Origin of the sequence: Roseiarcus fermentans (genome assembly GCF_003315135.1) — a bacterium.
Lineage (GTDB): Bacteria > Pseudomonadota > Alphaproteobacteria > Rhizobiales > Beijerinckiaceae > Roseiarcus > Roseiarcus fermentans.
Window position 1 is genome coordinate 37,981 of sequence record NZ_QNRK01000040.1, and the last position, 23,604, is coordinate 61,584.

The 23,604-nt window shown below is 71.5% G+C and carries 25 protein-coding genes; 7 read left to right on the forward strand and 18 right to left on the reverse strand.

The genetic code is table 11. From position 1 onward, the window contains the following. Positions 1-6: 6 nt before the first annotated feature. Entirely contained in the window at positions 7-576 is a 570-nt protein-coding gene (locus DFR50_RS25980) for a hypothetical protein (protein WP_113892239.1), read from the reverse strand. A 222-nt stretch (positions 577-798) separates the two neighbouring features. On the opposite strand from DFR50_RS25980, the gene DFR50_RS25985 reads away from it, so the two are divergent. Both DFR50_RS25985 and DFR50_RS25990 read left to right on the forward strand, forming a co-directional pair. Further along, entirely contained in the window at positions 799-1,626 is an 828-nt protein-coding gene (locus tag DFR50_RS25985; RefSeq protein WP_113892242.1) for a lytic murein transglycosylase, read from the forward strand. Positions 1,627-2,035: 409 nt separating this feature from the next. Further along, entirely contained in the window at positions 2,036-2,959 is a 924-nt protein-coding gene (locus DFR50_RS25990) for a glycosyltransferase family 2 protein (protein WP_210209048.1), read from the forward strand. A gap of 34 nt (positions 2,960-2,993) precedes the next feature. Here the strand turns inward: DFR50_RS25990 and DFR50_RS25995 are convergent, their stop codons facing one another. Then, positions 2,994-3,629, reverse strand: a complete 636-nt coding sequence (locus DFR50_RS25995; protein ID WP_113892246.1) for a glutathione S-transferase family protein — start codon at positions 3,627-3,629, stop codon at positions 2,994-2,996. A 165-nt stretch (positions 3,630-3,794) separates the two neighbouring features. Then, positions 3,795-4,361 carry a cytochrome b gene (locus tag DFR50_RS26000; RefSeq protein ID WP_170153398.1) on the reverse strand — a complete coding sequence of 189 codons (567 nt, stop codon included), beginning with the start codon at positions 4,359-4,361 and terminating at the stop codon, positions 3,795-3,797. Positions 4,362-4,766: 405 nt separating this feature from the next. Between DFR50_RS26000 and DFR50_RS26005 the strand changes: the two genes are divergently transcribed. After that, complete coding sequence (locus tag DFR50_RS26005; RefSeq protein WP_113892250.1) at positions 4,767-6,230, forward strand: MATE family efflux transporter; 1,464 nt, start codon at positions 4,767-4,769, stop codon at positions 6,228-6,230. On the opposite strand, the gene DFR50_RS26010 is transcribed toward DFR50_RS26005, so the two are convergent. Next, positions 6,167-6,979, reverse strand: coding sequence for an alpha/beta hydrolase (locus DFR50_RS26010; protein WP_113892300.1), 813 nt, complete (start codon positions 6,977-6,979; stop codon positions 6,167-6,169). The two genes, DFR50_RS26005 and DFR50_RS26010, sit on opposite strands and share 64 nt — an antisense overlap. Positions 6,980-7,136: 157 nt before the next feature. Between DFR50_RS26010 and DFR50_RS26015 the strand changes: the two genes are divergently transcribed. After that, positions 7,137-8,117 carry a nucleoside hydrolase gene (locus DFR50_RS26015; RefSeq protein ID WP_113892252.1) on the forward strand — a complete coding sequence of 327 codons (981 nt, stop codon included), beginning with the start codon at positions 7,137-7,139 and terminating at the stop codon, positions 8,115-8,117. A gap of 12 nt (positions 8,118-8,129) precedes the next feature. Here the strand turns inward: DFR50_RS26015 and DFR50_RS26020 are convergent, their stop codons facing one another. From DFR50_RS26020 to DFR50_RS26035, 4 genes are all read right to left on the reverse strand, one after another. Next, entirely contained in the window at positions 8,130-9,365 is a 1,236-nt protein-coding gene (locus DFR50_RS26020; protein WP_210209049.1) for a cation:proton antiporter, read from the reverse strand. Positions 9,366-9,447: 82 nt separating this feature from the next. Then, the gene (locus tag DFR50_RS26025; RefSeq protein WP_113892256.1) at positions 9,448-10,125 is read right to left on the reverse strand and encodes a D-lyxose/D-mannose family sugar isomerase; all 678 of its coding nucleotides are present in this window, start codon (positions 10,123-10,125) and stop codon (positions 9,448-9,450) included. A 19-nt stretch (positions 10,126-10,144) separates the two neighbouring features. After that, positions 10,145-10,681: an inorganic diphosphatase gene (gene ppa, locus DFR50_RS26030; protein ID WP_113892258.1), complete on the reverse strand. Its 537-nt coding sequence runs from the start codon at positions 10,679-10,681 to the stop codon at positions 10,145-10,147. Between the two features lie 84 nt (positions 10,682-10,765). Beyond that, entirely contained in the window at positions 10,766-11,272 is a 507-nt protein-coding gene (locus tag DFR50_RS26035) for a GNAT family N-acetyltransferase (RefSeq protein WP_113892260.1), read from the reverse strand. Between the two features lie 162 nt (positions 11,273-11,434). Between DFR50_RS26035 and DFR50_RS26040 the strand changes: the two genes are divergently transcribed. Next, positions 11,435-12,250 carry a DUF3108 domain-containing protein gene (locus DFR50_RS26040; protein WP_113892262.1) on the forward strand — a complete coding sequence of 272 codons (816 nt, stop codon included), beginning with the start codon at positions 11,435-11,437 and terminating at the stop codon, positions 12,248-12,250. A gap of 942 nt (positions 12,251-13,192) precedes the next feature. Here the strand turns inward: DFR50_RS26040 and DFR50_RS26045 are convergent. From DFR50_RS26045 to DFR50_RS26060, 4 genes are read right to left on the reverse strand one after another with little or no spacing between them, the layout of a single operon-like run. Beyond that, positions 13,193-14,134, reverse strand: coding sequence for a hypothetical protein (locus tag DFR50_RS26045; protein ID WP_113892264.1), 942 nt, complete (start codon positions 14,132-14,134; stop codon positions 13,193-13,195). 52 nt (positions 14,135-14,186) lie between these two features. After that, on the reverse strand, positions 14,187-14,621 hold the full coding sequence (locus DFR50_RS26050; RefSeq protein ID WP_113892266.1) for a DUF1178 family protein: 435 nt from the start codon (positions 14,619-14,621) through the stop codon (positions 14,187-14,189). After that, complete coding sequence (grxC, locus tag DFR50_RS26055) at positions 14,618-14,881, reverse strand: glutaredoxin 3 (RefSeq protein WP_113892268.1); 264 nt, start codon at positions 14,879-14,881, stop codon at positions 14,618-14,620. Before grxC ends, DFR50_RS26050 begins: the two co-directional genes overlap by 4 nt. A gap of 53 nt (positions 14,882-14,934) precedes the next feature. After that, positions 14,935-15,729, reverse strand: a complete 795-nt coding sequence (locus DFR50_RS26060) for a ComF family protein (RefSeq protein WP_113892269.1) — start codon at positions 15,727-15,729, stop codon at positions 14,935-14,937. 64 nt (positions 15,730-15,793) lie between these two features. On the opposite strand from DFR50_RS26060, the gene DFR50_RS26065 reads away from it, so the two are divergent. Then, positions 15,794-16,687 (forward strand): methyltransferase domain-containing protein, encoded by an 894-nt coding sequence (locus DFR50_RS26065; RefSeq protein WP_245428157.1) that lies wholly within the window; start codon positions 15,794-15,796, stop codon positions 16,685-16,687. Between the two features lie 143 nt (positions 16,688-16,830). Beyond that, entirely contained in the window at positions 16,831-17,211 is a 381-nt protein-coding gene (locus tag DFR50_RS26070) for a hypothetical protein (RefSeq protein ID WP_113892273.1), read from the forward strand. 101 nt (positions 17,212-17,312) lie between these two features. Here the strand turns inward: DFR50_RS26070 and DFR50_RS26075 are convergent, their stop codons facing one another. The 6 genes from DFR50_RS26075 to DFR50_RS26100 all read right to left on the reverse strand — a co-directional run bounded on the left by DFR50_RS26075 (position 17,313) and on the right by DFR50_RS26100 (position 23,577). After that, on the reverse strand, positions 17,313-18,224 hold the full coding sequence (locus tag DFR50_RS26075; protein ID WP_113892275.1) for a DMT family transporter: 912 nt from the start codon (positions 18,222-18,224) through the stop codon (positions 17,313-17,315). Positions 18,225-18,319: 95 nt separating this feature from the next. Further along, complete coding sequence (locus DFR50_RS26080; protein WP_170153399.1) at positions 18,320-19,417, reverse strand: tetratricopeptide repeat protein; 1,098 nt, start codon at positions 19,415-19,417, stop codon at positions 18,320-18,322. 354 nt (positions 19,418-19,771) lie between these two features. Then, complete coding sequence (locus DFR50_RS26085) at positions 19,772-20,575, reverse strand: ABC transporter permease subunit (RefSeq protein ID WP_113892279.1); 804 nt, start codon at positions 20,573-20,575, stop codon at positions 19,772-19,774. A 2-nt stretch (positions 20,576-20,577) separates the two neighbouring features. Next, positions 20,578-21,432 carry a 2-aminoethylphosphonate ABC transporter permease subunit gene (locus DFR50_RS26090; protein ID WP_113892281.1) on the reverse strand — a complete coding sequence of 285 codons (855 nt, stop codon included), beginning with the start codon at positions 21,430-21,432 and terminating at the stop codon, positions 20,578-20,580. After that, positions 21,425-22,564: an ABC transporter ATP-binding protein gene (locus DFR50_RS26095; protein WP_113892283.1), complete on the reverse strand. Its 1,140-nt coding sequence runs from the start codon at positions 22,562-22,564 to the stop codon at positions 21,425-21,427. The genes DFR50_RS26090 and DFR50_RS26095 overlap by 8 nt, the downstream gene beginning before the upstream one ends. 2 nt (positions 22,565-22,566) lie before the next feature. Next, entirely contained in the window at positions 22,567-23,577 is a 1,011-nt protein-coding gene (locus tag DFR50_RS26100; RefSeq protein WP_113892285.1) for a 2-aminoethylphosphonate ABC transporter substrate-binding protein, read from the reverse strand. Positions 23,578-23,604 lie beyond the last annotated feature (27 nt).

A 23,604-nucleotide genomic window follows, 5' to 3' on the forward strand; every position in this document is an offset into this window, starting at 1 on the left:
TCGTCCTCAAGGCTGGAGGGGCGGGTCCATCGAGCGGGCGGCCGATCCGCGCGCGCCGGTCATCAGGAAGCGGGCGACGACGAAGCCGGCCGCGACCGATCCGCCGACGAACAGGACCGGTCGTCGACGCGCGAGCCCCATCGCCTGGTCGACCAAATCGTTGACGCTGCGGCCCGCGATCGCGTCGCTGAAGCCGTCGAGCTGGCGCGCCGCCTCGCGCGCCGTGCGCGCTGCGATCGGCGACTGGTCCTCCAATTCGTCGGCGGCGCCGTCGATCGCCCGGGCGACCCGGTGTAGCGCATCGACCCCGCGCGCCTTCTGACGTTGGCCCATCCGGCTGAGCTCGTCGCCGACGTCCTCGGCCAGTTGCGCCGCCTTGCGCTCGAGGGCCTCCGCCGCGGCTTTCGCGGTCGCGCCCAAATTCGCGGCCGACTCCGCGTCGTCGCCCTCCGGGGACTTTCCGTACACGGGATCGGACGGGGACCGCGCCTTCTCGGGCGCGCCGATTCGAGCGTCGAACGGGGTCTCAGTCGGGCGCCCGCCTCCGTCTCCCCCAAGTTCATAGGAATTCGCCATCTGTGTTCTCTCCGGCTCGAGAAGCGCCGGCTAAACTCGACGAACGATCGTCTTGTTCCGGGTCCTCGCCGGAACTCGGGCGACGGGGCGGCGATGCGCCATCCTCCGGCTCGCCGCGAGGCTTGCCCGGCCGTCGGGCTTTGATAGGGTCGCCGGCGTCCACGGAGCCTGAGGCCAGGCGTTCGCGGCCGGGCGACCGATGGGCCAAGGGGACGTAACGGAATGGCGGGACGGATCAAGAAGCTGTTGGCGGCGGCGGCCGTCGCCGGATCGGTCCTCGCGGCGCCGGCGGCGCGCGCGGAAGACTGTGGCAAGGGGCCCGATGGCTTTCACGAGTGGCTGGCCGGCTTTCGGCAGATCGCGGCGCGCGACGGCGTCTCGGAGGCGAGTTTCGAGGCCGCGCTCGGCGGGGTCTCCTACGATACGTCGGTCGGCGCCCACGACCGCGGCGTGGTCATGCTCGGCCACAATTTCGAGGCCTTCGCCGCCGCCCACGTCACACCGGGGATCGTCTCTCGCGGCAAGGCGCTGCTGGCGAAAAACGCCGCGACGCTGTCGGCGATCGAACAGCGCTTCGGCGTTCCCGGCGCGATTCTGGTCGCCATCTGGGGCCTCGAGACCAGCTTCGGCGGCGACAACGGCTCCTATCCGACCTTCGCCGCGCTCGCGACCCTCGCCTGGGACTGCCGCCGCGCCGACCGGTTCCGCGCCGAACTGATCGACGCGCTGACTCTGGTCGAGAAAGGCGTCTGGCCGAACCCGAAGTCCCTGCGCGGCGCCTGGGCGGGCGAGATCGGCCAGACCCAGCTCATGCCCTCGGCGATCATGATGTTCGCCACCACGCCCGACGGGGCCGGGACGGCGGATGTCGTGCACAATTCGGGAGACGCGCTCGCCTCGACCGCCGCCTTCCTCGCCGCCCACGGCTGGCAGCGCGGAGCGGGCTGGAACGAGGGTGAGCCGAACTTCCCGGCGATTCTGCAGTGGAACGCTTCGCCCGTCTACGCCAAGACCATCGCGCTGTTTGGCGACCGGCTCGCGGGCCGGTAGGCGCGCCGGTCGCCGTCCAACCCGTCCCCGCGCGCCCGACCGGGGGCGGTGCAGCCGCGCTCGCGCCCGCCTCGGCCGCTGCATTCGCGCAGCCCTTGTCCTGCCGACCGTCGGGAAGGCGGCGGCCGGCGTTCGCGCCCGACTTGTGCGAGAGGGTTCCCCGTCGTCGTGCTCGATCGTGGCCGGTATCCAAATGCTCGAGGCGAGGGTCAGCGATTGGTGCGCCTGTAATCTTTCCGCGTTGACGTTTACGGCGATGCCAGAGCCCGGATAAGTTTACACAAAATCCTTTCATTTCGTCGTCTTGACATGCGACGACCATGTCCGTTACGCACTTGTTTGACGGACAGCGTTCGATTGCTCGCCGTTGTGTTGCTCAAAGACCGATTATTGAACGGAGCGTCGGACTTTGACCCTTTCGCCCCATGGGCGCGCCGTCCCCTCGTCCGAGGCGCCGGCCCCTTCGACGACGCCTGCGGTCTCGGTGATCGTTCCACACTATAACGACATCGAGAACCTGAAGATCTGCCTCGACCTGCTCGACCGGCAGACGTTTCCGCGCGAAACGTTCGAGATCGTCGTGGCCGACAACAATTCGCGCTGCGGCCTCGCCGCGGTCGCGACGGTCTGCGGCGCGCGGGCGCGGGCGGTCGCGGCGCCGGTCCAGGGCGCGGGCGAAGCGCGCAATGCGGCGGTCGCGGCGTCGCGAGGCGCGGTGCTGGCGTTTATCGACTCGGACTGCCGCCCGGAGCCGGACTGGCTCGCGCGGGGCGTCGAGGCGCTCGAACAGGCCGACGTCGTCGGCGGGCCCGTGATCGTCGAGGTCGAGGATCCGGCGCATCCGACCCCGGTCGAGGCCTTCGAACTCGCATTCAGCTTCGATACGCGCCGCTATGTCGTCGACCACCACTATTGCGTGACCGCGAACATGTTCACCCCGCGCGAGGTGTTCGACCGGGTCGGCCCGTTCCGCGGGCGCGTGGCGGAGGACGTGGACTGGGGCTGGCGTGCGACGCGCCTCGGTTTCACCCTGGCTTACGCGCCGCAGGCCGCTATCCATCACCCGGCGCGTCGCACCTGGGACGAACTGATCCGCAAGTGGCGACGCACGACGCCGGAAATGTTCTACCTGACGACCGAACTGCCAGGGGGGCGGTTGAAATGGGCCGCGCGCACCTGGGCGCTGCTGATCTCTCCGGTGAGCGGCCTCGTCGAGGTCGCCGCCAGCGCGAAGCTGCGCTCGTTTCGCGAGCGCCTCGACGCCTACGGCGTTCTGGTGCGGCTGCGCGCGTGGCGGTTCGTCGAGAACAACCGGCTGCTGCTGACCCGATAGCCGCGCCCGGGCCGGACGCGGCGCCACGGGGGTTTCAGACCTTCGGCACGGCCATGCCGCGCTGCACCGCTTCGCGCTCGCCGACCGAGGCGAGCCAGCGGCGGACCGCCGGACAGGTCTGGTACACCGGCCCGAGAACCGGCTCGAGGAAGGTCGATCCCGCATAGGCCCAAGTGTAGCAGGCGATGTCGGCGATTCCGTAGTCGGGCCCCGCGAGATAGGGAGCCTCCGCGAGGCGGCGCTCCAGGACGCCGAGGAGCCGGGCGCATTCGTCGGTGAAACGCCCGATCGCCAGCGCCGACTTCTCCTCCGAGCGCATGGCGAAGAAGCCGAGCTGGCCGAACATCGGGCCCATGCCGCCGACCTGCCAGTTCAGCCACTCGAGCGCCCGGTAGCGGGCCGGACCCGAGGGCGCGAGAAGCTTTCCGGTCTTCTCCGCGAGATAGACGAGGATCGCCCCGCTCTCGAACACCGACAGCGGACCGCCGGGCGCGTCCGGATCGACGATCGCCGGGATCTTGTTGTTGGGCGAGATCGTCAGGTACGCCGGGTCGAACTGCTCGTTCTTGCCGATGTTGATCGGCTTGACCGTGTACGGCAGCCCGATCTCCTCGAGCATGATGGGGATTTTCCGCCCGTTCGGCGTCCCCCAAGTGTAGAGTTCGATCATGCGCCTCTCCTCCGTCGCGCCGCCCGGCACGGCGGGCCGCTCCCGCAGATAGGCCTTTTGCGGAGAAACGCCAGCGCGCCCGGCAGCGGCGATCCGGGACCCGGACCACCCCCGTAGGAACACGGCTTGGGATGCCGCGGGCGGCGCGCCGCCCGCGGGGCGTTGTCAGCCTGCTCCGCCGGGCGACATCCGCAGCAGGAGTCCGTCCCGTCGGACGAAGTGATGGTAGAGCGCGCCCGCGATGTGCGCGCCCGCGAGAGCGAACAGGGCGTAGGCGAGCAACTGGTGAACGGTTTCGGCGGGACGATACACGGCCGGGTTCGAAGCGACGCCGACATTCAACTGGAAAAGGCCGTAGTCGAACGGCCGACCGTGCCAGACGCGCGCCACGACGCCGACGATCGGGATCAGCAGCATCAGGACATAGAGCAGGTGGTGCACGGCGACCGAGGTTATTCGGCTGAACGCGCCGACCTCCGGCGGAAGGTCCGGCGCCGTGTGTGTCGCCCGCCAGAGGATTCTCGCGATCACCAATAGGAAATAGACCAAGCCGACGCACACGTGGACGTTGATCCAGAACGGCCGCGCCTCCTTCGGGATATCGTCGAACAGAAGCCCGAGGCCGCCGAGGAAGACGATCAGGGCGGCGACCGTCCAGTGGAACGCAACGGCGCCCGAGCCGTAGCGCGCAGGCGCCGCCGAGCCCTGCTTCCTTGTCGATCCTTGTTTCATTGTCTCTCTCATCGGCGAAACGACCGCGTCTCGCGGTCGCTGTGGGGGCTGCTCTCGCAAGGTGACGTACTCCTCCGGGCCGGTGTTTGTTCCGATCCATGGCGGGCCCGGCCCGCTTCCTTACCGGACCGAGTCCCGGCCGAACAGGCCGCGACGTCGCCCTGGTCGACAGGGCCCTCCGCCGCGAGGCGTCGCGCCTCGGCGCGACGGGGCCAACAGCCGCGCCGCGATGACCGAATTGCGGCGGCGCCGATACAATCTCCCAATGCTGTGGACGGACCGGCTGGAATCGCCTCCGGAGCAGCGCAATTGCCGCCCATCCTGCTCCCATCCTGCCCAGAATTTGCCCTCGGCGGCCCGTTCGGCTATCACGCCCGGCTTTTCTCGCGCCAAAGGTCAAAACCAATGTCCGCCCCGTCCCGAGCCGACCGCTGGCGCGCGAGAGGCGCGCTCGCGCGCGAGACGGGCGCGACGCTCGCGCTGGCCACGCCGCTGATCCTCGCCAATCTCGCCGTCACCCTGATGACGACGACCGACTATGTGATGCTCGGGCGCCTCTCTCCGCAGGCGCTCGCCGCCGGCGCGCTCGGCTTCAATCTCTACCAGCCGGCGTTCCTGCTCGGGATCGGCGTCGTGGCGGCGGTGTCGCCGATCGCAGCGGCGAAGCTCGGCGCGGGCGACGCGCTCGACGGCGTCAGGCGTTCGACCCACCAGGCGCTTCTCACCGCCCTCGTCATCGCGGCGGTCGCGTGGGCGTTCCTGTCCCAAACGACGGCGATCCTGACGGCGATCGGCGAGCCGCCCGAGCTCGCGCGGGAAGCCGGGCGCTACATGTGGGCGTTCCAGTGGGGGCTGGCGCCGAGCCTGATGTTCTTCGCCGGCCGTTCCGTGTTCGCGGCGTTCGAGCGGCCGCGCGAGCCGCTGCTCGCGGGCCTGGTCGCGGTCGGCTTCAATGCGCTCGCCAATTATGCGCTGATCTTCGGCAAGTTCGGCCTGCCCGCGCTCGGCATCGCCGGCTCCGGCCTCGCCACCACGCTGTCGCAGACGCTGATGCTCATCCTGCTGGTCGGGTTCTCGCTGATCGATCCGCGCATGCGCCGCCTCGCGCTGTTCTCGCCGCCGTGGCGCTTCGCCCGGGACGAGTTCGTCGCCCTGTGGCGGCTCGGCCTGCCGATCGGGGCGACCATCGCCGCCGAGGTCGGCGTGTTCGCGGCCGCGACCCTGGCGATGGGGCTGATCGGACCGGCGACGCTGGAAGCGCATACGATCGCGCTGCAGATCGCCTCCCTCGCCTTCATGGTCCCGCTCGGCCTCGGCCAGGCGGCCACCGTGCGGATCGGCCGCGCCTACGGCGCCCGCGATCGGTCCGCGATCGCCCACGCCGGCGCCGCCGCCTTCGGCCTGACGCTCGTGTTCGCGGTCCTGTCCGCCGCGACCATGATCGCCATCCCGAAGCTGCTGATCTCGGGCTTCCTCGCAGTCGACGCGCCGGCGAACGCGGCGACGGTGCGGATCGCTGTCTCGCTTCTGTGGATCGCGGCGATCTTCCAGGTGGCCGACGCCAGCCAGGCGACGCTCGCCAACATGCTGCGCGGCTTGCACGACTCGCGCTGGCCGCTGGTGATCGCCCTCCTCGGCTACTGGGGACTCGGCGCGCCGATCGGGGTCGCGCTCGGCTTCGCGACGCCGCTCGGCGGCGTCGGCGTGTGGATCGGTCTCGCCGCCGGCCTCGCAGCGGTGGCGCTGCTGCTCGGCGCGCGCTGGCTGCGCAAGGCGCGCGGCGGCTTCGTCGCGGACCGCCCCGATCAGGGCGCAATGAACGCCGTCATCGGCGAAGCGGGATCGGAGAGACCGGCGATCACGTCGTAGTGGTGGCGCCCGCTCACCTGCTCGCATTGGGCCTCCGCCCCGAGGCCGGTCCAGACGTTGGCGACCAGTTCGCTCTGGCGCAAGAATTCCGGCCGCTCGTCGGACCCGACGAAGGCGACCACCGGAAGGTCGGTGGCCGGCCTGGCCAAGGCGGGGCTTTCGGCCACCGCCTCGGCCTCGTCCAGCCCGAGCGTCCCGTTCATGCGCGTCTTCATCAGCGGCCGCAGGTCGAACAGGCCGCTGATCGGCGCGACGCGGACGCAGCGGCGGCGCGCGGCGTCCGGCAGCGGCCCGCCGAGGCAGGCCATGCGCGCGACGAGTTGGCCGCCGGCCGAATGGCCCGCGAGCGCGATCGGCCCTCCGACGCATTCGGCCGCGACCGCGATCGCCGCGGCGATCTCCAGCGTGATGTCGCGAATGCGCGCGGCGGGGGCGAGCGTGTAGCTCGGCATGGCGACCGCCCAGTCCCTACGCACGGCGCCTTCGGCCAGGTGGGACCAGATCGACTTGTCGAACCGCATCCAGTAGCCGCCGTGGACGAACACCACCAGACCCTTGGCGGCGCCGTCCGGCAGGAACAGGTCGAGCCGGCGGCGAGGCCCGGCGCCGTAGGGAAGGTCGATCTCGGCGCGTCCCGCCGAGCGCCGTTGGGCGGCGAATTCTGCTGCGCGCCCGGCCCAGAGCGGCGGAAACTGGTCGGCGTCGGCGATGTGGGGAGCGTTGGCGTAGGCGTCGTCCCAGTCGGAGATCATGCGTCCCTCCCGGTCTCGGGACCATTGTGCCGCAATTTCTCCGGTTTCGCAGCTAGCCGTTAGGCCGGGTTTGACCGCGCGCGGCGCGCGGCGGCACAATGAGGCGCGGATCCGCCCGGGATGGCGCGGCAAGAGAGGGTAGAAAGGAAATCCCTTGTCTCACGAGCCGGATCGCCTGTTCGTCGACGTCGACACCGGCATCGACGACGCCTACGCCCTGCTCTACGCCTGCGCCGAGGCCGGGCCACGGCTGGTCGGCGTCTCGACCGTGGTCGGCAACGTCAGCCTCGCCGCCGCCACCCGCAACACCCGCGCGGTGCTCGCGCTCGCCGGCCGCGGCGACGTGACGGTCGCGCCCGGCGCCGCCGTCCCGCTCGCGCCCGAGGCCGTCGACGCGCGCGCCGTGCACGGCGACACCGGCCTCGGCCATGCCAGCCTGCCCGAGCCGCAGGAGCCGGCCTCGACCGTCCACGCGGTCGACGCCATCGTCGCCGCCGCGCGCGCCGAACCCGGGCGGCTCGCCCTCGTCGCCACCGGGCCGCTGACCAACATCGCGCTCGCGGTGATGCGCGACCCCGACCTGCCGCGCCACGTCAAGCGCTTCGTCATCATGGGCGGCGCCTACGCCGCGCACGGCAATGTGACGCCGAGCGCCGAGTTCAACATCTGGCACGATCCCGAAGCGGCGCGCATCGTGTTCCGCGCCTTCGGCGGCCCGGGCGCGGCGCCGGTGGTCGCGATCGGCCTCGACGTCACCCGCAAGGTCACGATCGACGGCGCCGATCTCGCCGCGCTCGCCGCCCGCTGCGGCGGCGGCCCACGGGCGCCGGCGCTCCTGCGCTTTCTGGAGGATTCGGCGCGCCATTATTTCGAGCGCATGGAGCGCCAGAGCGGCCGCCGTTTCCTGGTCATGCACGACCCGCTCGCCGTCGCGGTCGCGCTCGATCCCGGGCTGGTCGAGACGCGCCGCGCCGCCGTCGACGTCGAGACCGCCGGGCGGCTGACGACGGGGGCGACGGTGGTCGACTGGGACGGCCGCTGGGGGCGCCTCGCCAACACCGAGGTCGCGGTCGCGGTCGACGCCGAGCGGGTCCGGGCGAAGTTTTTCGCCGCGATGGAGCGGCTGGCGGGGTGAGCGGCCCGGCGTTCACCCATCGGCCGCGGCCGCCGCGGCGCGGCGAACGGCGAAGTCAATGACGATCGGCCCCAGCACCTGCGACACCAGCACGCCGAGCAGCACGATGGAAACCGCGGCGTCCACTTGTCCCGAGGCGCCCGGAGGCAGCGCGCGGACCGCGGCCGATCCGGCGCAGGCGAGCGCGAGGCCCATGGCGAGGCCGCCCTGCGAGGGAAAGCACAGGCCGAGATAGCGCCGGGTCGCCGCGTCCAGCCGCAGCGCCAGCGCCCCCAGAAAGATCGCGCCATATTTGCCGGCGAACCGCGCCAGGATGTAGGCGACGCCGGCGACCGCGATCCCGCCCCGCGCGAGATCGGCAGCTGGCAGGTGCGCGCCGGCGAGCACGAAGAACACCATGTAGAGCGGCTCCTCGACATCGCCGATGACGGTCTGCGTCTCCTCGGGCTCGCGGGCGCCGTTGGCGATCACGACGCCGAGGGCGAGCGGGGTCAGGAGCGACGAGAACCCGAACTCGACGGCGGCGCCGACCGACGCCAGCAGCAGCGCGTAAAGCATGGCGCGCAACCGGCTCGCCGAGCCGGGACGGCCGTCGGCGACGACGGAATGGAGGAGCAGGTAAAGTCCGCCGAGCAGGGCGCCGACCAGAACCGACGACCCTTCCCGCATTGCCGCCGCCCGCAGCGCGGCGAAGGCGTCGCCGCCCGCCCCCGGCGCCCCGATCCAGGCGACGGTCGCCGCGGAAACCACGCTGAACACGAGCATCGTCGCCGCGTCGTTGATCGCGAGAATGGCGAGGAGGCGGTCGACGAAAGGACCCGAGGCCTGCCGGCGTTGCACCACCGCGTAGGTCGTCGTCGGCGCGGTGGCCGGCGCGACGGCGGCGGCGATCACGGCGGTCGGCCAGGAATAGCCGGCCAGCAGGAGCGCCGCCAGCACCGCGAGCATCGGCGCGGCCAATTGCAGGATCGCCAGCGCGGCCGCGCTCCTTCCGACCTCGCTGAGCCTCGGGACGGTGAGACGACAGCCGATGTTGAACGCGATCAGCGCGAGCGAGGCCTGCAGGAAATCGCCGAACGCCGACTGTTCGGAGCGCGACAGCAGGCCGAGCGCGTCAGGCCCGAGACACACGCCCGCGACGATGCAGCCACTGATCCAGGGCGCGCCGATCCTCTCGGAGGCGTCGCCGAGGACCACCGCGAAAAGGAGAACGAGCCCGAGAACGAGCAAAGGGTTGGAAAGCGCCATACCGACCATTTCGCCCCTCCCACGCAGCGCCGGGCGGACCCGTCAGCGCCGCGCCAGGAAAGACGCGATCGCAGGCCGCCGGTCAGAGCCGCCCGTAGTCCCTCACCGTCACGCGCCGCGCCGGCGCGTCCTCCTCGATCAGCGCGGGCGGCGCGAGCGGGGGGACGAAATAATTGTCCGAGGCGTCGTCGTTGGCGAGCGACACTTCGCCGGCGAGCGCGGTCCCGCCCTCGGCCCAGAAGGCGTGGGCGACATGGGGCTCGAGCGTCAGGCTCTCGCCGGGCTCGAGCCGCACCTGGTCGCCGGGTCCGAGGTCGAGCACGCTCGCGTCCTTGAGCACGCGGAAGCGCTCCCGGGTCGGGCGGCCGAGGTCGTCGACCATGAACAGTTCGACCACGAAGCGCGCGCCGCCGCGGTTGACGATGTCTTCGGTCTTGACCACGTGATAGTGGTGCGGCGCCCGCTGCCCGTCGAGGCTCATGATCGCCTTCTCCGCGTAGAGGCGGCCGCGGCTCGACCCGAGATCGCGCCAGTCGCCCATGCGCAGGGTGAACAGCGTCAGCCCGTCGGTCGCGAAGGCGCCCGGGCGGAACTCCACCACGTTCCAGCCGAGACCGCGCGACGCAATAAAGTCGGACGCCTCGCGGTTCGCCCGGAACGCCGCCTCCGTCCAGCGCGCGAACGGCGGAAGCGCGACCCCGTGCCTTTGGCACAGCGTCGACATCTCGTCGATTCGGGCGTCGACGAACGACCGCTTCACGACCCTCTCCGCGGGGATCTCACCCCTTGGCTTGCTCGGCGCGCTCAATGCCTTCCATCACCAGTTTCTTCGCCTCGTCGGCGTCGCCCCAGCGCAGGATCTTCACCCACTTGCCCGGCTCGAGGTCCTTGTAGTGAAGGAAGAAATGCTCGATCCGCTTCAGGGTGATGTCGGGAAGGTCGGAATAGTTCAAGATGTCGTGATAGCGCGGCGTGAGCTTGTCCCCCGGCACGGCGATGATCTTCTCGTCCGCGCCGCCCTCGTCCTCCATGATCAGGACGCCGACGACCCTGCAGTCCATGATCGCGCCGGGCGCGACGGCGCGGGTGTTGGCGACGATCACGTCGCACGGGTCGCCGTCGCCCGACAGCGTGTGCGGAATGAAGCCGTAATTCCCCGGATAGCGCATCGGCGTATAGAGAAACCGGTCGACGACGAGCGCGCCGCTTTCCTTATGCATCTCGTACTTGATCGGCTCGCCGCCGAGCGGCACTTCGATCACGACGTTGACGTCATGCGGCGGGTTATTGCCGATCGGCAAAGCGTTCAGATTCAAGGGCCAAGCTCCAGGATAGTCGTCGCGTCCGCCGCCGATCCCGGGCGGCCGTGGCGCGCGTCGCCTTATAGGGGTGAAACGGCGTCAGCCAAAGCCGAAAGCGACCCGCTCGCGCTCCTGACCGCCGAAGGTCTCATGCGCCCGGCGCACCACGCGACCGCCGAGCTGCTCGTAGAAGCCGACCGCCCGCTGGTTGTCGGCCAGCGCCCAGACTACGAACGAGCCGTAGCCGTGGCCTTCGAGATCCTTGCGCGCCGCCTCGAACATCCGGCGCCCGAGCCCGCAGCCCTGGCACGCCGGCGCAAGGTAAAGCTCGAAGATTTCGCCGCCGTAGCCGAGCGCGGGGACGCGGTTGCGGCCATAGCTGACGTAGCCGACGACGGAGTCGCCGTATTCGAGCACCATGAGGGGGGTGCGGCGCGCAATCGCCATGCGCCACCAGGTCGGACCGCGGCGCGCGATCATCCGCTCCAGCTCACGGCCCGGTATGACGCCGCGATAGGCTTCGCGCCATGCCTCGTCGTGGACCTCGGCGATGTCGCCTTCGTCGCCCAAACGGGCCGGGCGAATGGTGATGACCGTCTCGACCATGGGCGGATGTTATGTCCGGCCGCGAGCCGGCCGCAAGACCTTGACACGCGGCCCGCATGACTTTTTTCCTGCCTGTGGGTTTCGTATCCGAGTCGACGCGCTCGCGCCGGAATTCGCCATTATTCGCCTCTCGAAACACTGTTGCGATTCGGAACCGGAGCCATGACGAGGATGAAGTTGCGATCGACGGGAATTCGCCTCGGCCTGGCCGTCGCGGCGGCGGCGCTGGCCCCGGTCGCGGCGGCGCGGGCCGACATGCTGCACGCCATTTACCGGGTCTCGCTCGTCGGCTTGCCGATCGGATCGGCCAATCTCGACGCCGCGCTGTCGCCGTCGAGCTATGCGATCCGCGCCGACGCCAAACTCACCGGCCTCGCGCGGCTGTTCGCCAACGCCCGCGGCGCCTCGACCGGCGCCGGCGCCATCGTCGCGGGGCGGGTTTCGCCCTCCACCTTCGCCACCACCGCGGCCAGCAGCCAGATGACGCGCACCATCCGCATGGCGCTCGCCGGCAACGCCGTCACCGGGGTCGACATCGCGCCGCCGTTCGACGACAAGCCGGACCGGGTTCCGCTCGGGGCGCACGACGAGCAGAACATCGTCGATCCGGTCGGCGCCGTGGTGATTCCCGCGCCAGCCTCGGGGGCGATGCAGCCGACCGAGGCCTGCAACCGGAAAATCCCGATCTTCGACGGCTACACCCGCTTCGACATCGACCTCACCTATGTCGGCGAGCGCAGCGCCAAGGCGAAGGGCTACGACGGGCCGGTGGTCGTCTGCGCCGCCCGCTACGTGCCGATCTCCGGCCACAGCCCCGACCGGCCGGCGACCAAGTTCATGGCGGAAAACAAGGACGTCGAAGTCTGGCTCGCCCCGATCGAGGCCGACCGGGTGTGGATGCCGTTCCGGATCTCGGTGCGCACGATGATAGGCACGACGGTGGTGGAAGCGCAGGAGTTCCGGGTGAAGGCCGAGTAGGCCGCGCTGCCGTCGGCCGCGCCAGCGCCGGCGCGGCTCCGGCAATCTCCGGCGGATTGCATGGACTTTCGCTGTCGCGCGCAACGGCCCGCGACGCCCTCGCGCCGTCATCGCCTCGCTCCTCGCGGAAGCCGACCGGCGAGGGGCCCGGCCCGGTCCGCCGGGTCCGCTTCCGTCTCGGCGGCCCGCTGTCCGCAATCTGGATCGGCGAGCGGAGAGCCCGGCGCTTCGGCTCCGGAAACGTGACTTCCCAGAGGCTTGCGCGGCATTTCGGTCCCCGCCGTAACTCCCAAGCCGGCGCCGCCCTCTCCCTTGGGAAGAGGACCGCCGGGCGAAGCCCGGCAGGATGAGGGCTCGGAACGCCGACCGTCGGCGTGGCGCCCCCTCACCTGGCCGCTTCGCGGCCTGTCCTCTCCCTGAGGGAGAGGGATTGCCCACTGCCTGCCTACTGCCCACCGCCTCCCCCCGGCTTGGCTGTTACTTCCCGCCGTCCTCGCGAGGAGCCCGAAGGGCGACGCGGCGATCCAGGGGCCGCCTGCGCCGACGTTGAAGCGCGGCGCCGCCCGGCACACGGCGGACCTCGGCCGCGCCCCCTGGATCGCCACGTCGCTTCGCTCCTCGCGATGACGAGCCACGTCGCTTCGCTCCTCGCGATGACGAGCCACGTCGCTTCGCTCCTCGCGATGATGGCGGCTTGGGTGTTGCGTCCGCGCCGCCCCCGAGCCCGTGATCGCGGTCGAGTCTGTCGGACCACATGGCCGGCCTCGCTGTCCTGTCTGGCATGAACAAATATAGAACAGGTTTGCGCGGCCGGCAAGGAATTGCGTTGACGTCATTCTTCTCGTGAGCGCCGCGTCCATCCGCCGCCACGATGCGCGGCCGCGCTCGCCGGCCCTTAGCGCCGGACGCCCGGACCAGCGCGACCCCGGCGCCGGCGCGCAGTCAGTCCGCCCGCCCGTGCGCGTTGTAGCGCAGCAGCGCCGACCCGACAGCGATCGCGACGAGGCCGCCGCCCAGAACGGTCAGCGGGTTCGCGCCGAGGCGCTCGAACCACTGGCTGTAGAAATTGATCGCGCCGAAGGTCGCGGCGGCGTTGACCATGAACCGCCGGCCGCTCCGCGCGCCCCACCAGCCGGCGACCACCAGGGCCACGGCCCAGGCGGCGGCGAAGGCGACCGCCGGGATCTGCGGATCGAGCCGCCCGGCGGGTTCCGGACCGCGCCACAACTGGCCGGGCGAGTCGCCGCACAGGGACCCGACCCAGAACCCGACATTGACGAGGATGACCGACATCCTGGCCAGCGTCAGCGCGAGGTCGCAAGCGGGCGGCGGCAGGACGCGGGCGGCCTGCCAGCCGGCGAGGGCGAGGAGCGCAAACAGCGCGATCGTCACCGCCGGCTCGCGAACCGCGACCTCGTAGCAGGCGTCCCAATATCCGGCGCTCGCGCCGATGACGGCGGCGAGCGCGAGCGGGGCGAGCGCGGTCAGGAGATGGCTGCGGGAGAGGACGGCGGCGGCCGACAGGATCGTCGCGGCGGCCGCCGCGGACCAGAGCGGCCGGTCGATCAGGATTCCGACCGAAACCGACAGCGTCAGCGCGCCGACGACCATCCAAATGCCGGCGAGCTGGCCCCAGGACCCGGACGCTCTCCCCATCACGGCGCAGGCGGCGGCGACGAAGCCGGCGCCGATCGCCGTCGCGAGCCAGCCGGACGGGAACAGCGCGATCACCCCGGCCGCGACCGCGATCGCGCCGAACCCGAGCACGACGTTGATCGCCGACGAGACGACGCTCTCGCCGGCCCGGTCGCGCAGCGTCGCGGCGACGTCCGGCTTCAGGACGCCCTGCCGCTCGAGGTCGTCGATGTCGATGAGGTACTTCAACGCCGCAGATCCTCGCCGGCCGGTCCGGCTGGAAAGCAGCCCGCCGGAAGCCTCAGTTCATCTCGTCCGCGAGCGCCGGGATCGGCATTACGCCGACACCCTCCTCGATCAGCGCCCTGGCTTCCTCCGGGGTCGCCCGGCCGCGAATCGCCCGCTCGGGCTCGTCGCCGGCGTGGATCGCGCGCGCGACTTCGGGGAATTTGGCGCCGACGTCGTCGGTGTTCGCCTCGATCTCGCGGCGCAGGTGCGCCGCCATCGCGCGCAGGCTGCGGCGCCGGTCGTCGAGCAGCGCCACGGCGCTGGTCTCGGGCGCCGCGCGGTCGCCGCCGACCACGGCCGGCGCCATGATCGCCTTGTCGACCGCGGTCGAGCCGCATTCGGGGCAAGCGACCAGCCCCCGAAGGCGCTGCGTCTCGTAGGCGGCGCTGTCGGGAAACCAACTGTCGAACTCGTGTCCCCCGGCGCAGCCGAGCGCGTATCTGATCATCCCCGACCCGCCAGAAGCCCGTCCAGTTCGCCAGCCGCGTCGAGATCGTAGAGGTCGTCGCAGCCGCCGATCGCGACGCCGCCGATGAAGATCTGCGGCACCGTCGACCGGCCGCCCGCCTTTTCCGCCATCGCCGCCTGCGCGGCGCGGTCGCCGTCGACGCCGATCTCGTCGAACGCCGCGCCCTTCTTGTTCAGAAGCGCCTTGGCGGCGTGACAGTAGGGGCAGGTTGATTTGGTGTAGATGACGACCGGCTGCACTGGACCCTCGACTCCATCGAAATGTGGCTTTTCGCCCCGCACTATATGGGCGTTCACCCGCCTGTCACAACCCGCGCGAACACCAGCACGTCGACCCGGGCCGCGCCCGCCCTGAGCAGCGCCCGGGAAGCGGCGTTGGCGGTCGCTCCCGAGGTCAGCACGTCGTCGACGAGCACGATCGCGCGCCCCTTCAGCGCCGCCCCGTCGGCGGCCCGGAACGCCCCCTGGACGTTCTCCGCCCGCTGCGCCCGGCTCAAGCCGACCTGGCTCGCGGTCGCCTTGACGCGGCGGAGCGCGCCGGCGTCGCAGGGTTTTCCGGTCGCGCGCGCAATCTCGCGCGCCAGCAGGGCGGCCTGGTTGAAGCGGCGCCGCCAGAGTCTGAGCGGATGGAGCGGCACCGGCGCGAGACAGTCGGCCTCGGCGAGGATGTCGGCGCCCGCCCGCGCCATCCAGCGCGCCATCGGCCGCGCGATCTCGGCGCGGTCGGAATATTTCAGGCGGTGGACGAGTTTTCGCGCCGGACCGTCCTCGAACCGGGCGACGGCGCGGGCGCGGGCGAACACCGGCGGGTCGGCGATCGCCTGCGGCGACAGGAGACCCTCGCCGAGATCCTGCTCGAACGGGATGCCCAGACGGTCGCAGAACGGCCGCTCGATGAAGCGCATCGCGCGCCAGCAGCGCGGACAGAGCGCGCCGTGCGCCTCCGTCGCGGCGCAGCAGGCGAGGCAGGTCGGCGGATAGAGCGTGTCGAGCGCGGACCTGGCGAGAGCGAGCGCGAAGCTGCGCGCCCGCCGGCCCCACTCCGGCGCGGCCGCTTGGTAACCGCCCGGGGCGAATTCCGCGTCCATGCGGGCGAGAATAGACCCGATCCGGACTTGGCGCGAGAGGACCGCTCGTCGCATAAGGGGAGCCGTGACCTCTCCCTCGCCGCCGCCTCCCGTGATCTTCGACCGCGCGCTGGTCCGACGCCGGCTCGACAGGGCGTGGGCGCGACCCGAGCCGGGGGCCGACTTTCTGCTGCGCCGCACGGCCGACGAGCTCGCCGACCGGCTCGCGCTCGTCCGGCGCCGTTTCGCGCTCGCAGCCGACCTCGGCACGCCGGGTCCCCACGCCGCGGCCACGCTGCTCGCCGGCGGACAGGTCGACCGGGTCGTGCGGCTGGCGCCGACGCTGGCGAGCCTCGGCGGCGGCGATGGCTTCCGCGCCGTGGGCGATGTCGAGCGGCTGCCGCTCGCCGACGGGCGGTTCGACCTCGCCGTGTCGCTGCTCGCGCTCGACAGCGTCAACGATCTGCCCGGGGCGCTGGTCCAGATGCGCCGGGCGCTCGCTCCCGACGGGCTCCTGGTCGCGGCCTTCGTCGGCGGCGACACCTTGACCGAATTGCGCCAGAGCCTGACGCGCGCCGAGAGCGAGGTTCTGGGCGGCGCCGCGCCGCGGGTCGCGCCGTTCGTGGACCTGCGGGCCCTGGGTTCGCTGGCGCAGCGGGCGGGGCTCGCCCTACCCGTGATCGACCTCGACCGGACCATTGTGCGCTACGGCGACATGGTCGCCTTGATGCGCGATCTGCGCGCCTTCGGCGCCGCCAGCGCCCTCGTCGATCGCAGCCGCAGGCCGCTGCGGCGCGAGGTTTTGGCGCGCGCCGCGGCGATCTACGGGGACGCGTTCGCGGACCCGGACGGGCGCCTGCGCGCCACCTTCGACATCCTCTGGCTCAGCGCCTGGGCGCCGCACGCGAGCCAGCCGAAGCCGCTGAAACCCGGGTCGGCCGCGATCCGGCTCGCCGACGCCCTGAAGGGGCGGAGTTGACCGCGAAACAGGGAACTGCGCGCGCCGGCCGCGCGTTTGAAAGAGCGCCGATTTGACCGCGGCGACCATAGGGATACAATCGCTTGGCAACGACTATCGCTGGCGATCGGGAGGTTGGGCGCCGGGTGAAAACGGAGGGTTCGATGGCGGATTCGGATAGGGTCGACCAGACCCCTGCCTACGACGCCGGCGCGCGGCGGCCGAAGAAGCTCGACCCGCTCGTCCGTTACATGATTTTCCACTGGATCATGGGCACGCTCGGCGGCGCCCTGTGCGCCACGCTGCTGCTGGTTTTCGACCCGTTCGGCCTGTGGCCGCTGATGCACGACAGCGGGCTCGGCCTCGAGGCGCTGCTTCTGCTCTATATCGGCTTCATGACCTCGTTCGGCGGCCTCGTCTGCGCCGCGGCGGTGATGTTCCCGCCCAAGGACGACGACGAGCCGCCGCGCGGCGGCCTGCGCGGAACCGTCGTGCCGGCGGGCTGGAAGCCGGCCTACGTGCGCGTGCCCAGCCGCGTCCCCTGAGGGGCTTCGCCCGGCGCCGGCGACTCGGGACGGGCGGCGTCCCGCCAGCCCGGGCGCGCTGGACGCGCGCCCTCCCGGAAGCGCCGCCAAGCCCGATTTCGTCAGCGCGAGCGCGCGCCCTCGCCTGAGCGCGTCGCCCGGCCGGTCAACACCACGCCCGACAGAACCAGCGCGAGCCCCGCCCAGGCCGTCGGCGCGACGGACTCGCCCAACGCCGCTGCGCCGCCCACGACGCCCACCACGGGGACGACGTCGTTGTTGAGGCTGGCGAAGGTCGGGCCTTCGCTGGCGATCAGCCGGAAATAGACGAAATAGGCGAGCGCGGTGTTGAAGACGCCGAGCGCGGCCATGGCGGCGAGCGGCGCGAGCGGCGACGATTCCGCCGCCGGATTGGCGAGCGGCGCGGCGCCCGCCAGCGCCGCGAGGCCGAGCAGCAGGGTCGAGAGCGTCATCGACGCGGCGACCGCCCGGACCGCGCCGATCTCCCGCGTCGCCGGTCCCGAGGTCAGCGCGCTCATGGCGTAGCAGAACGCCGCCGCGAGCGCGAAAGCCCGGCCTTCGATCGCGCTTCCCCCGCCGGCCGCGGCCGCCGCGGGCGCGGCGAGCGCGAGACCCAGTCCGGCGAAGCCGACCGCGAGGCCGAACGCGCCGAGCAAGGTCCAGCGGTCGCCGGAGGGCGCGAACCGCCCCGCGACAAAGACGAAGATCGGCGCGACCCCCATCATCAGCGCCATGTCGGCGCTGGTCGTGAGCCGCGCGGCGACGCCGAGGAGCAGGAAAGGCGCGACCTGCCCGAGCAGGGACAGGCCCGCGAGCGTCGCCCACAGGCCCGGCCGCGAGCCGGGCCACAGGCGGCCGGAGGCCGCCGCGACCAGCAGGAGCGTCGCCGCCGCGACGCCGACCCGGGCGAGCGCAAAGCCGAGCGGAGCCAACAGACCGGCCGCGATCTTGATGAGGAGGAAGGACGAGCCCCACAGAAGCGACAGGGCGCCCAGCCTCGCATATGCGGCCATGAGACTCTCGCAACGTCGAGACGCGAGCTACGCGGGCGAGAGGCGGAGCGTCAATGGGGCTTTCGCCGCGCCGCCGGCGCTGCGCTGGACGATCTTCAGGCCTCGTCGCGGGAACGGACGCCCGGATCGGGGCTCTCGCGCGGCTCGTCGCGACGCGCGCGGCCGCGGGCGAACGGGCTGACGTTGACGCGCATCGGCCGCGTCCGGCCGTCGCGATAATGGCGCTTGAAATAGAGGGTGCGCTTGTCGGCGAAGCGCTCGCGCATCGCCTCGACGAGGACGCGATTGGCGTCGCGCGTGTCGGCGGCGAAGGCGTTGACGATGACGCAGTCGCCCGCGCGGCATTCGTCGTCGCGCAGACCGGAGAGCCCTTCGACCCACTTTTCCGCCGCGGCCCGGACCGTGAACGCCCAGCCGAGGAACCCGTGGACCCGCCGCGATTGATCGACGACGAAGAGGTTGTGTCCGCGAGCGGCCTGATAGAAGAGAACGCGCGACCATTCGCCGAACTGGAGCCTTGCGAAGGCCGGTTTGCCGCTGAGGTATTCGACCGCGAGCCCCAGCGCCGCGGCGGGATCTTCCGGCTTCCACAGGGCGAGGGGGCCGTCGCCGGTCTTTTCCGCGCGATCGCGCCGAACGTCCGGCGTCGTCGCGGCGGCGAGGCGTCCGCCGTCGCCCGCGCGCTCCAGCGCGGCGAGATTGGCCTTGGCGACGGCGTGGTCGGGCGCGATGCGCAGCGCCTCGCGGAAGGCGGCTTCGGCGCGCGCGATCGCGCCCTGCCGGTGGCGCGCCGCGCCGCACAGAACCCAGGCGTCCGCCCATTGCGGCGCGCGCTCGAGCGCGGCCATGAAGGCTTGTTCGGCGCGCGCCGGATCGCCGAGCGCCATCAGCGCCTGTCCCCGGGCCGAATGGGCCTGCGCGAGCTGCGGCGCGCGCGCGCACGCTTCGGCTGCGGCCTGAAGCGCGGCCTCGGCCTCGCCGAGCGCGAGGCGCGACACGGACGCGCGCAGAAACGCCAGCGGACCCTGCGGCAGCGCCCTCTGCGCCCGTTCGAGAGGCGCGAGCGCCTCCGCGTGTCGCCCCATCGCCTGCAACGCGATGCCGAGACCGAGATTCGCCTGGGGATCGTCGGGGTCCCGCGCCGACGCGCGACCGAGAAGATCGACCGCTTGCGCCGGTTGGCCGGCGCGCATCTTCTCGAACCCCAATTTGCGAAGAACGGCCGCCGATCCCGGACCATCGTCCGGGACGCCGTCAGACCCCGAAAGATTCCTGTCGCCGACGGCCACGGCCCTCCCGACCAGCGACGCCCCGAGGGCGTCCGCTGAGCGCATCGCGCACAATCCACAGAGCGGAACGCCTAACAGACGGCCGCGGCTGCGAACAGCCTCGGCGGCAGCGTTTCCGCCCAATTCCGTCAACGACCGGCGGACCGCCTGTCCGGGTCGAACGGGACGCGGCGGAAGAGCCACGCGCCCCCAACAGGGGCCGAACGGCCGATGCGCGCGGTCGATCTCCAGGTTCGGCGCGCGCCGGGTTCCGGCGCGTCAGCCCCGGCGGCCGGCGGCGGCGATCGGCAGGCGCTCGAGGCCGATCAGCAGCGTCAGCGTCACCCCGACCAGAATCATCGTCAGCGCCGCGCCGGAAAAGACGTCGCCGCGGTCGGTCAGGCCGAAGATCGCAACCGGAAGCGTAACCCAGCCGGGCGGATAGACCATGACGGTGGCGCCGAGCTCGCCCATCGACAGCGCGAAGCTGAGGCCGAAGGCGGCGACGACATAGGGCGCGATCAGCGGCAGCGTCACCTTCGCCAGCCGGTAGGCGGGGCGCGCGCCGAGGCACGAGGCCACCTCTTCGAAGTCGGGCGGCAGGCGGGCGAGCCCGGCCGAGACGTTGCCGAAGGAAAACGCCGAGATCAGCACGAAATGGGCGAGGATCACGATCGCCGTCGTGCCGTTCAGGAGCAGCGGCCGCTGGCTGAAGGCGACCAGCAGCCCGAGGCCGACCGACACCGAGGGAACCGCGCTCGGAACGAAGAACAGGATCCCGAGCGTCCGGCTCCAGGCCGGCCCTTGCGCGCGCAGCGCGAGCGCCGCCCAGGTTCCGCTGAGGAGCGCGAGAACGCTGGCGGCGACCCCGGTGGCGAGGCTCGCGAACACGGCGTCGCCCGACGCGCCGGTTCCGGCGGCCCGATAGTGCTCGAGGGTGAATCCGCTCGGCAAGGCGCCGTTCCACTGGGCGGCGAAGCTCGCCGCCAGAATGACCGCGAGCGGCGCGAGGAAGACGACGCCGATCAGCAGCGCCGCGACCGTCCAGACGAGAAACCTGCCGGAGCGCGACCAGACCAGCATCGCTACCCCCCGAGCCGGCGCGCGGCGACGCGATAGAGGCCGAACAGCCCGAGCGACAGCGCCACGTTGACGATCGCGATCACGCAGGCGGCCTGGTAGTCCGATTCCTGGATCGCCTTGTCGTAGATCAGCAGCGGCAGGGTGATGACGCCCTTGGCGCCGATGAACAGCACGATGCCGAATTCGTTGACGGTGAGCAGCAGGCACAGGCTGCCGCCGGCGATCGCGGCGGGCAGCGCGGCGGGAAGAATGACGCTGCGGACGATCCGCCACGGCCGCGCGCCCAAGAGGCCCGCGACCTCGATCTGGCTCTGGTCGATCAGCGAGAAGGCCGCGAGCAGCGGCCGCAGCACGAACGGCGAATAGACGGTGACCTCGGCGAGGATGACGCCCCAGGCGGAGTAGAGAAAATGAACCGGCGGCTCGGCGAGGCCGAACCCCTGCGTCAGCGCGCCGTTGAGAATGCCGGCCGAGCCGTAGAGGAAGGTGAAGGCGAGGGTGATCAGAAAGGTCGGCAGGGCGATGAAGGTGTCGATCAGCCGCGCCGCGAGCGGGGCGCCGGGAAAGGGAACGAAGGCCAGGATCAGCGCCAGCGCGAGGCCGAGCGCGAGGCAGCCCGCGGTGGACGCGACGGCGATCTCGCCGGTGTTCAAGAGCGCATTGAGGAAGGGGCGCGAATCGAGCGTCGCGAGGACGCCGCTCCAGTCCGGGGCGCCCGTCTCGCCGAGAACGGCCGAGCGCGCGATCAGCGCCAGGGGATAGAGAAACGACAGCGCGAGCACGATCAGCGGCGGCGCGACCCACAGCCCGTTCAGATTGGGCCTGGCCGCCGCCGGCGCCGCGGCGAGGTCAGACACCGGCTTCCTCGGGAATGAGGGAGGCGTCGCCGGGGGCGAAGAACATATCCACCGCGCCGCCGCGCTCGGGCAGCGCCGGCAGCCGGGTGGCGACGATCCGCACCAGCGAGTCGCCGACTTCGGCCACCAGATGGGTGAGTTCGCCCTGCCAGTGCACCTGCCGCAGCCGGCCGCCGATCCGGTTCGAATAGCCGAGCTCCGCCGTCAGCGTCAGGTGCTGCGGCCGGACGCAGAGCAGCCGGCGCGTTCCCGCCGGCGCCCCGTCGCCCGCGACCAGAAGCCGGTCGGCCCCGGCCCGCACCGCCACCATCCCGCCGACGGAACGGTCGTCCTCGATCACCACCGGAAGCAGGTTGGCGCGGCCGAGAAATTCCGCGGCGAACCGGTTCGGCGGCCGGCGATAGAGGTCCGCGGTCCGCCCGACCGCGCACAGCGCGCCGTCCTTCAGAATGGCGATCCGGTCGGCGAGCGTCAGCGCCTCGCTCTGGTCGTGCGTCACGTAGAGAATGGTCAGATCCGGCAGGTCGGCGTGCAGGCGCGCGATCTCCTCGACCATCGACCGGCGGATCTGGGCGTCGAGCGCCGACAGCGGCTCGTCGAGCAGGAGCACGCGCGGCCGCACCGCGAGCGCGCGCGCGATCGCCACGCGCTGCTGCTGGCCGCCGGAGAGCTCGCGCGGATAGCGCTTGCGAAACGTCCGCATGCCGACGACGCCGAGCGCGTCGTCGACCCGGCTCTCGATCAGGGTCCTGGCCGCGCCCCGCGCCCTGAGCCCGAAGGCGACGTTGTCGGCGACGCGCATGTGCGGAAACAGCGCGTAGTTCTGAACCACCATCGCCAGCCCGCGCTCGTACGGCGGCAGGTCGGTCACGTCCGTCCCGCCGACGCGGATGCGCCCCGACACCGGACGCACGAAGCCCGCAACGGCGCGCAGCGCCGTCGTCTTGCCGGAGCCCGAAGGCCCGATCATCGCCAGAATTTCGCCGGCCGCGACCTCGAGCGTGAGCGGCTTCAGGACGACGGCGCCGCGATAGGCGACGCTCACCTTGTCGAACCCGACCGTCGAGGCCGCGCCCGCCCGGACGAGGTCCTGCGTCGCCGTTCTCCCGTCGCCGAGCGCGGCGGCCGTCATGGTCAGCTGCCGGTCGCCTGGCGCCAGCGCGCCACGTCCGCCGGCAGATCCTTGACCACCTGCGACCAGTCCGGCGTCCAGACCGTCACGCCTTTCATCGCCTCGTGCAGCTTGACGAAATTCGCGTCGGTCGGGGTCACGTCCTTGCGCACCGGCGCGCCGAGCGCGACCGACGAAACCGTTTCCTGCGCCTCCTTCGACAGCAGGTAGTCGATCAGCTTCTTGCCGTTCTCGGCGTCGGGCGCGCCGGCGACCAGGCCGACGTAATAGGGCAGCGGCATCGCCGAGCGCTCGCCGTTCGGCCCCGCCGGCCAGAACACCCTGATGTTCGGGTTGTCAGCCATCTGCGACAGGTTCATCTGCAGGTCGCCGTTGGCGACGTAGATCTCGCCCTTGTTGACCAGCGCGGTCAGCTTTCCCGTCGACGAGGACGGGCCGACGTTGTTGTCCTGCAGCTTCTTCAGATAGTCGAACGCCGCGTCCTTCGAGCCGAAGGCGTGGATCACCTGCAGCATCACCGCGGTGCCGTCGCCCGCCTGGCCCGGGGTGGAATACTGGATCTTGCCCTTGAACTTCGGGTCGAGCAGGTCGGCGAAGGTCTTCGGCGCCTCCGCGAGCGTCGCGGCGTTGTAGATGAAATTCTGGAAATTGTTGACGAGCGGTTGATAGCTGGCGTCGCCGCCGTCGATCTGGGCCGCCGCGGCCGGCGTGAACGGCTGGAGCAGGCCCGCGGCCTCGGCGCGCTGGATGAACGGCGGCAGGGTGACGAGCACGTCCGCCTGCGGGTTCGACTTCTCCTTCGCCACGCGCTCGACCACGCCGCCGGAGCCCGCCTCGACATATTGCACCTTGACGCCCGTCGCCTTGGTGAAGGCGTCGAACTGGGTTTCGAACCAGCTGCCCTTGCCGTCGTGCAGGCCATCGGCGGCGTAGACGGTGACGACGTCGGAGGCGGCGAAGGCGTGACCAGCGAAAGCGGCGGACAGCAGCAGCGCGCTCAACAGCGATTTCATGGGCGTCCCTTTTGCGAATTCGAGCCG

Coding starts and splice junctions, on each gene's coding strand:
- DFR50_RS25980 (WP_113892239.1), bottom strand. CDS start 576: ATGGCGAATTCCTATGAACTTGGGGGAGACGGAGGCGGGCGCCCGACT.
- DFR50_RS25985 (WP_113892242.1), top strand. CDS start 799: ATGGCGGGACGGATCAAGAAGCTGTTGGCGGCGGCGGCCGTCGCCGGA.
- DFR50_RS25995 (WP_113892246.1), bottom strand. CDS start 3,629: ATGATCGAACTCTACACTTGGGGGACGCCGAACGGGCGGAAAATCCCC.
- DFR50_RS26000 (WP_170153398.1), bottom strand. CDS start 4,361: ATGAAACAAGGATCGACAAGGAAGCAGGGCTCGGCGGCGCCTGCGCGC.
- DFR50_RS26005 (WP_113892250.1), top strand. CDS start 4,767: ATGTCCGCCCCGTCCCGAGCCGACCGCTGGCGCGCGAGAGGCGCGCTC.
- DFR50_RS26020 (WP_210209049.1), bottom strand. CDS start 9,365: ATGGCGCTTTCCAACCCTTTGCTCGTTCTCGGGCTCGTTCTCCTTTTC.
- DFR50_RS26035 (WP_113892260.1), bottom strand. CDS start 11,272: ATGGTCGAGACGGTCATCACCATTCGCCCGGCCCGTTTGGGCGACGAA.
- DFR50_RS26040 (WP_113892262.1), top strand. CDS start 11,435: ATGACGAGGATGAAGTTGCGATCGACGGGAATTCGCCTCGGCCTGGCC.
- DFR50_RS26050 (WP_113892266.1), bottom strand. CDS start 14,621: ATGATCAGATACGCGCTCGGCTGCGCCGGGGGACACGAGTTCGACAGT.
- DFR50_RS26060 (WP_113892269.1), bottom strand. CDS start 15,729: ATGGACGCGGAATTCGCCCCGGGCGGTTACCAAGCGGCCGCGCCGGAG.
- DFR50_RS26070 (WP_113892273.1), top strand. CDS start 16,831: ATGGCGGATTCGGATAGGGTCGACCAGACCCCTGCCTACGACGCCGGC.
- DFR50_RS26075 (WP_113892275.1), bottom strand. CDS start 18,224: ATGGCCGCATATGCGAGGCTGGGCGCCCTGTCGCTTCTGTGGGGCTCG.
- DFR50_RS26080 (WP_170153399.1), bottom strand. CDS start 19,417: ATGCGCGCCGGCCAACCGGCGCAAGCGGTCGATCTTCTCGGTCGCGCG.
- DFR50_RS26085 (WP_113892279.1), bottom strand. CDS start 20,575: ATGCTGGTCTGGTCGCGCTCCGGCAGGTTTCTCGTCTGGACGGTCGCG.
- DFR50_RS26095 (WP_113892283.1), bottom strand. CDS start 22,564: ATGACGGCCGCCGCGCTCGGCGACGGGAGAACGGCGACGCAGGACCTC.
- DFR50_RS26100 (WP_113892285.1), bottom strand. CDS start 23,577: ATGAAATCGCTGTTGAGCGCGCTGCTGCTGTCCGCCGCTTTCGCTGGT.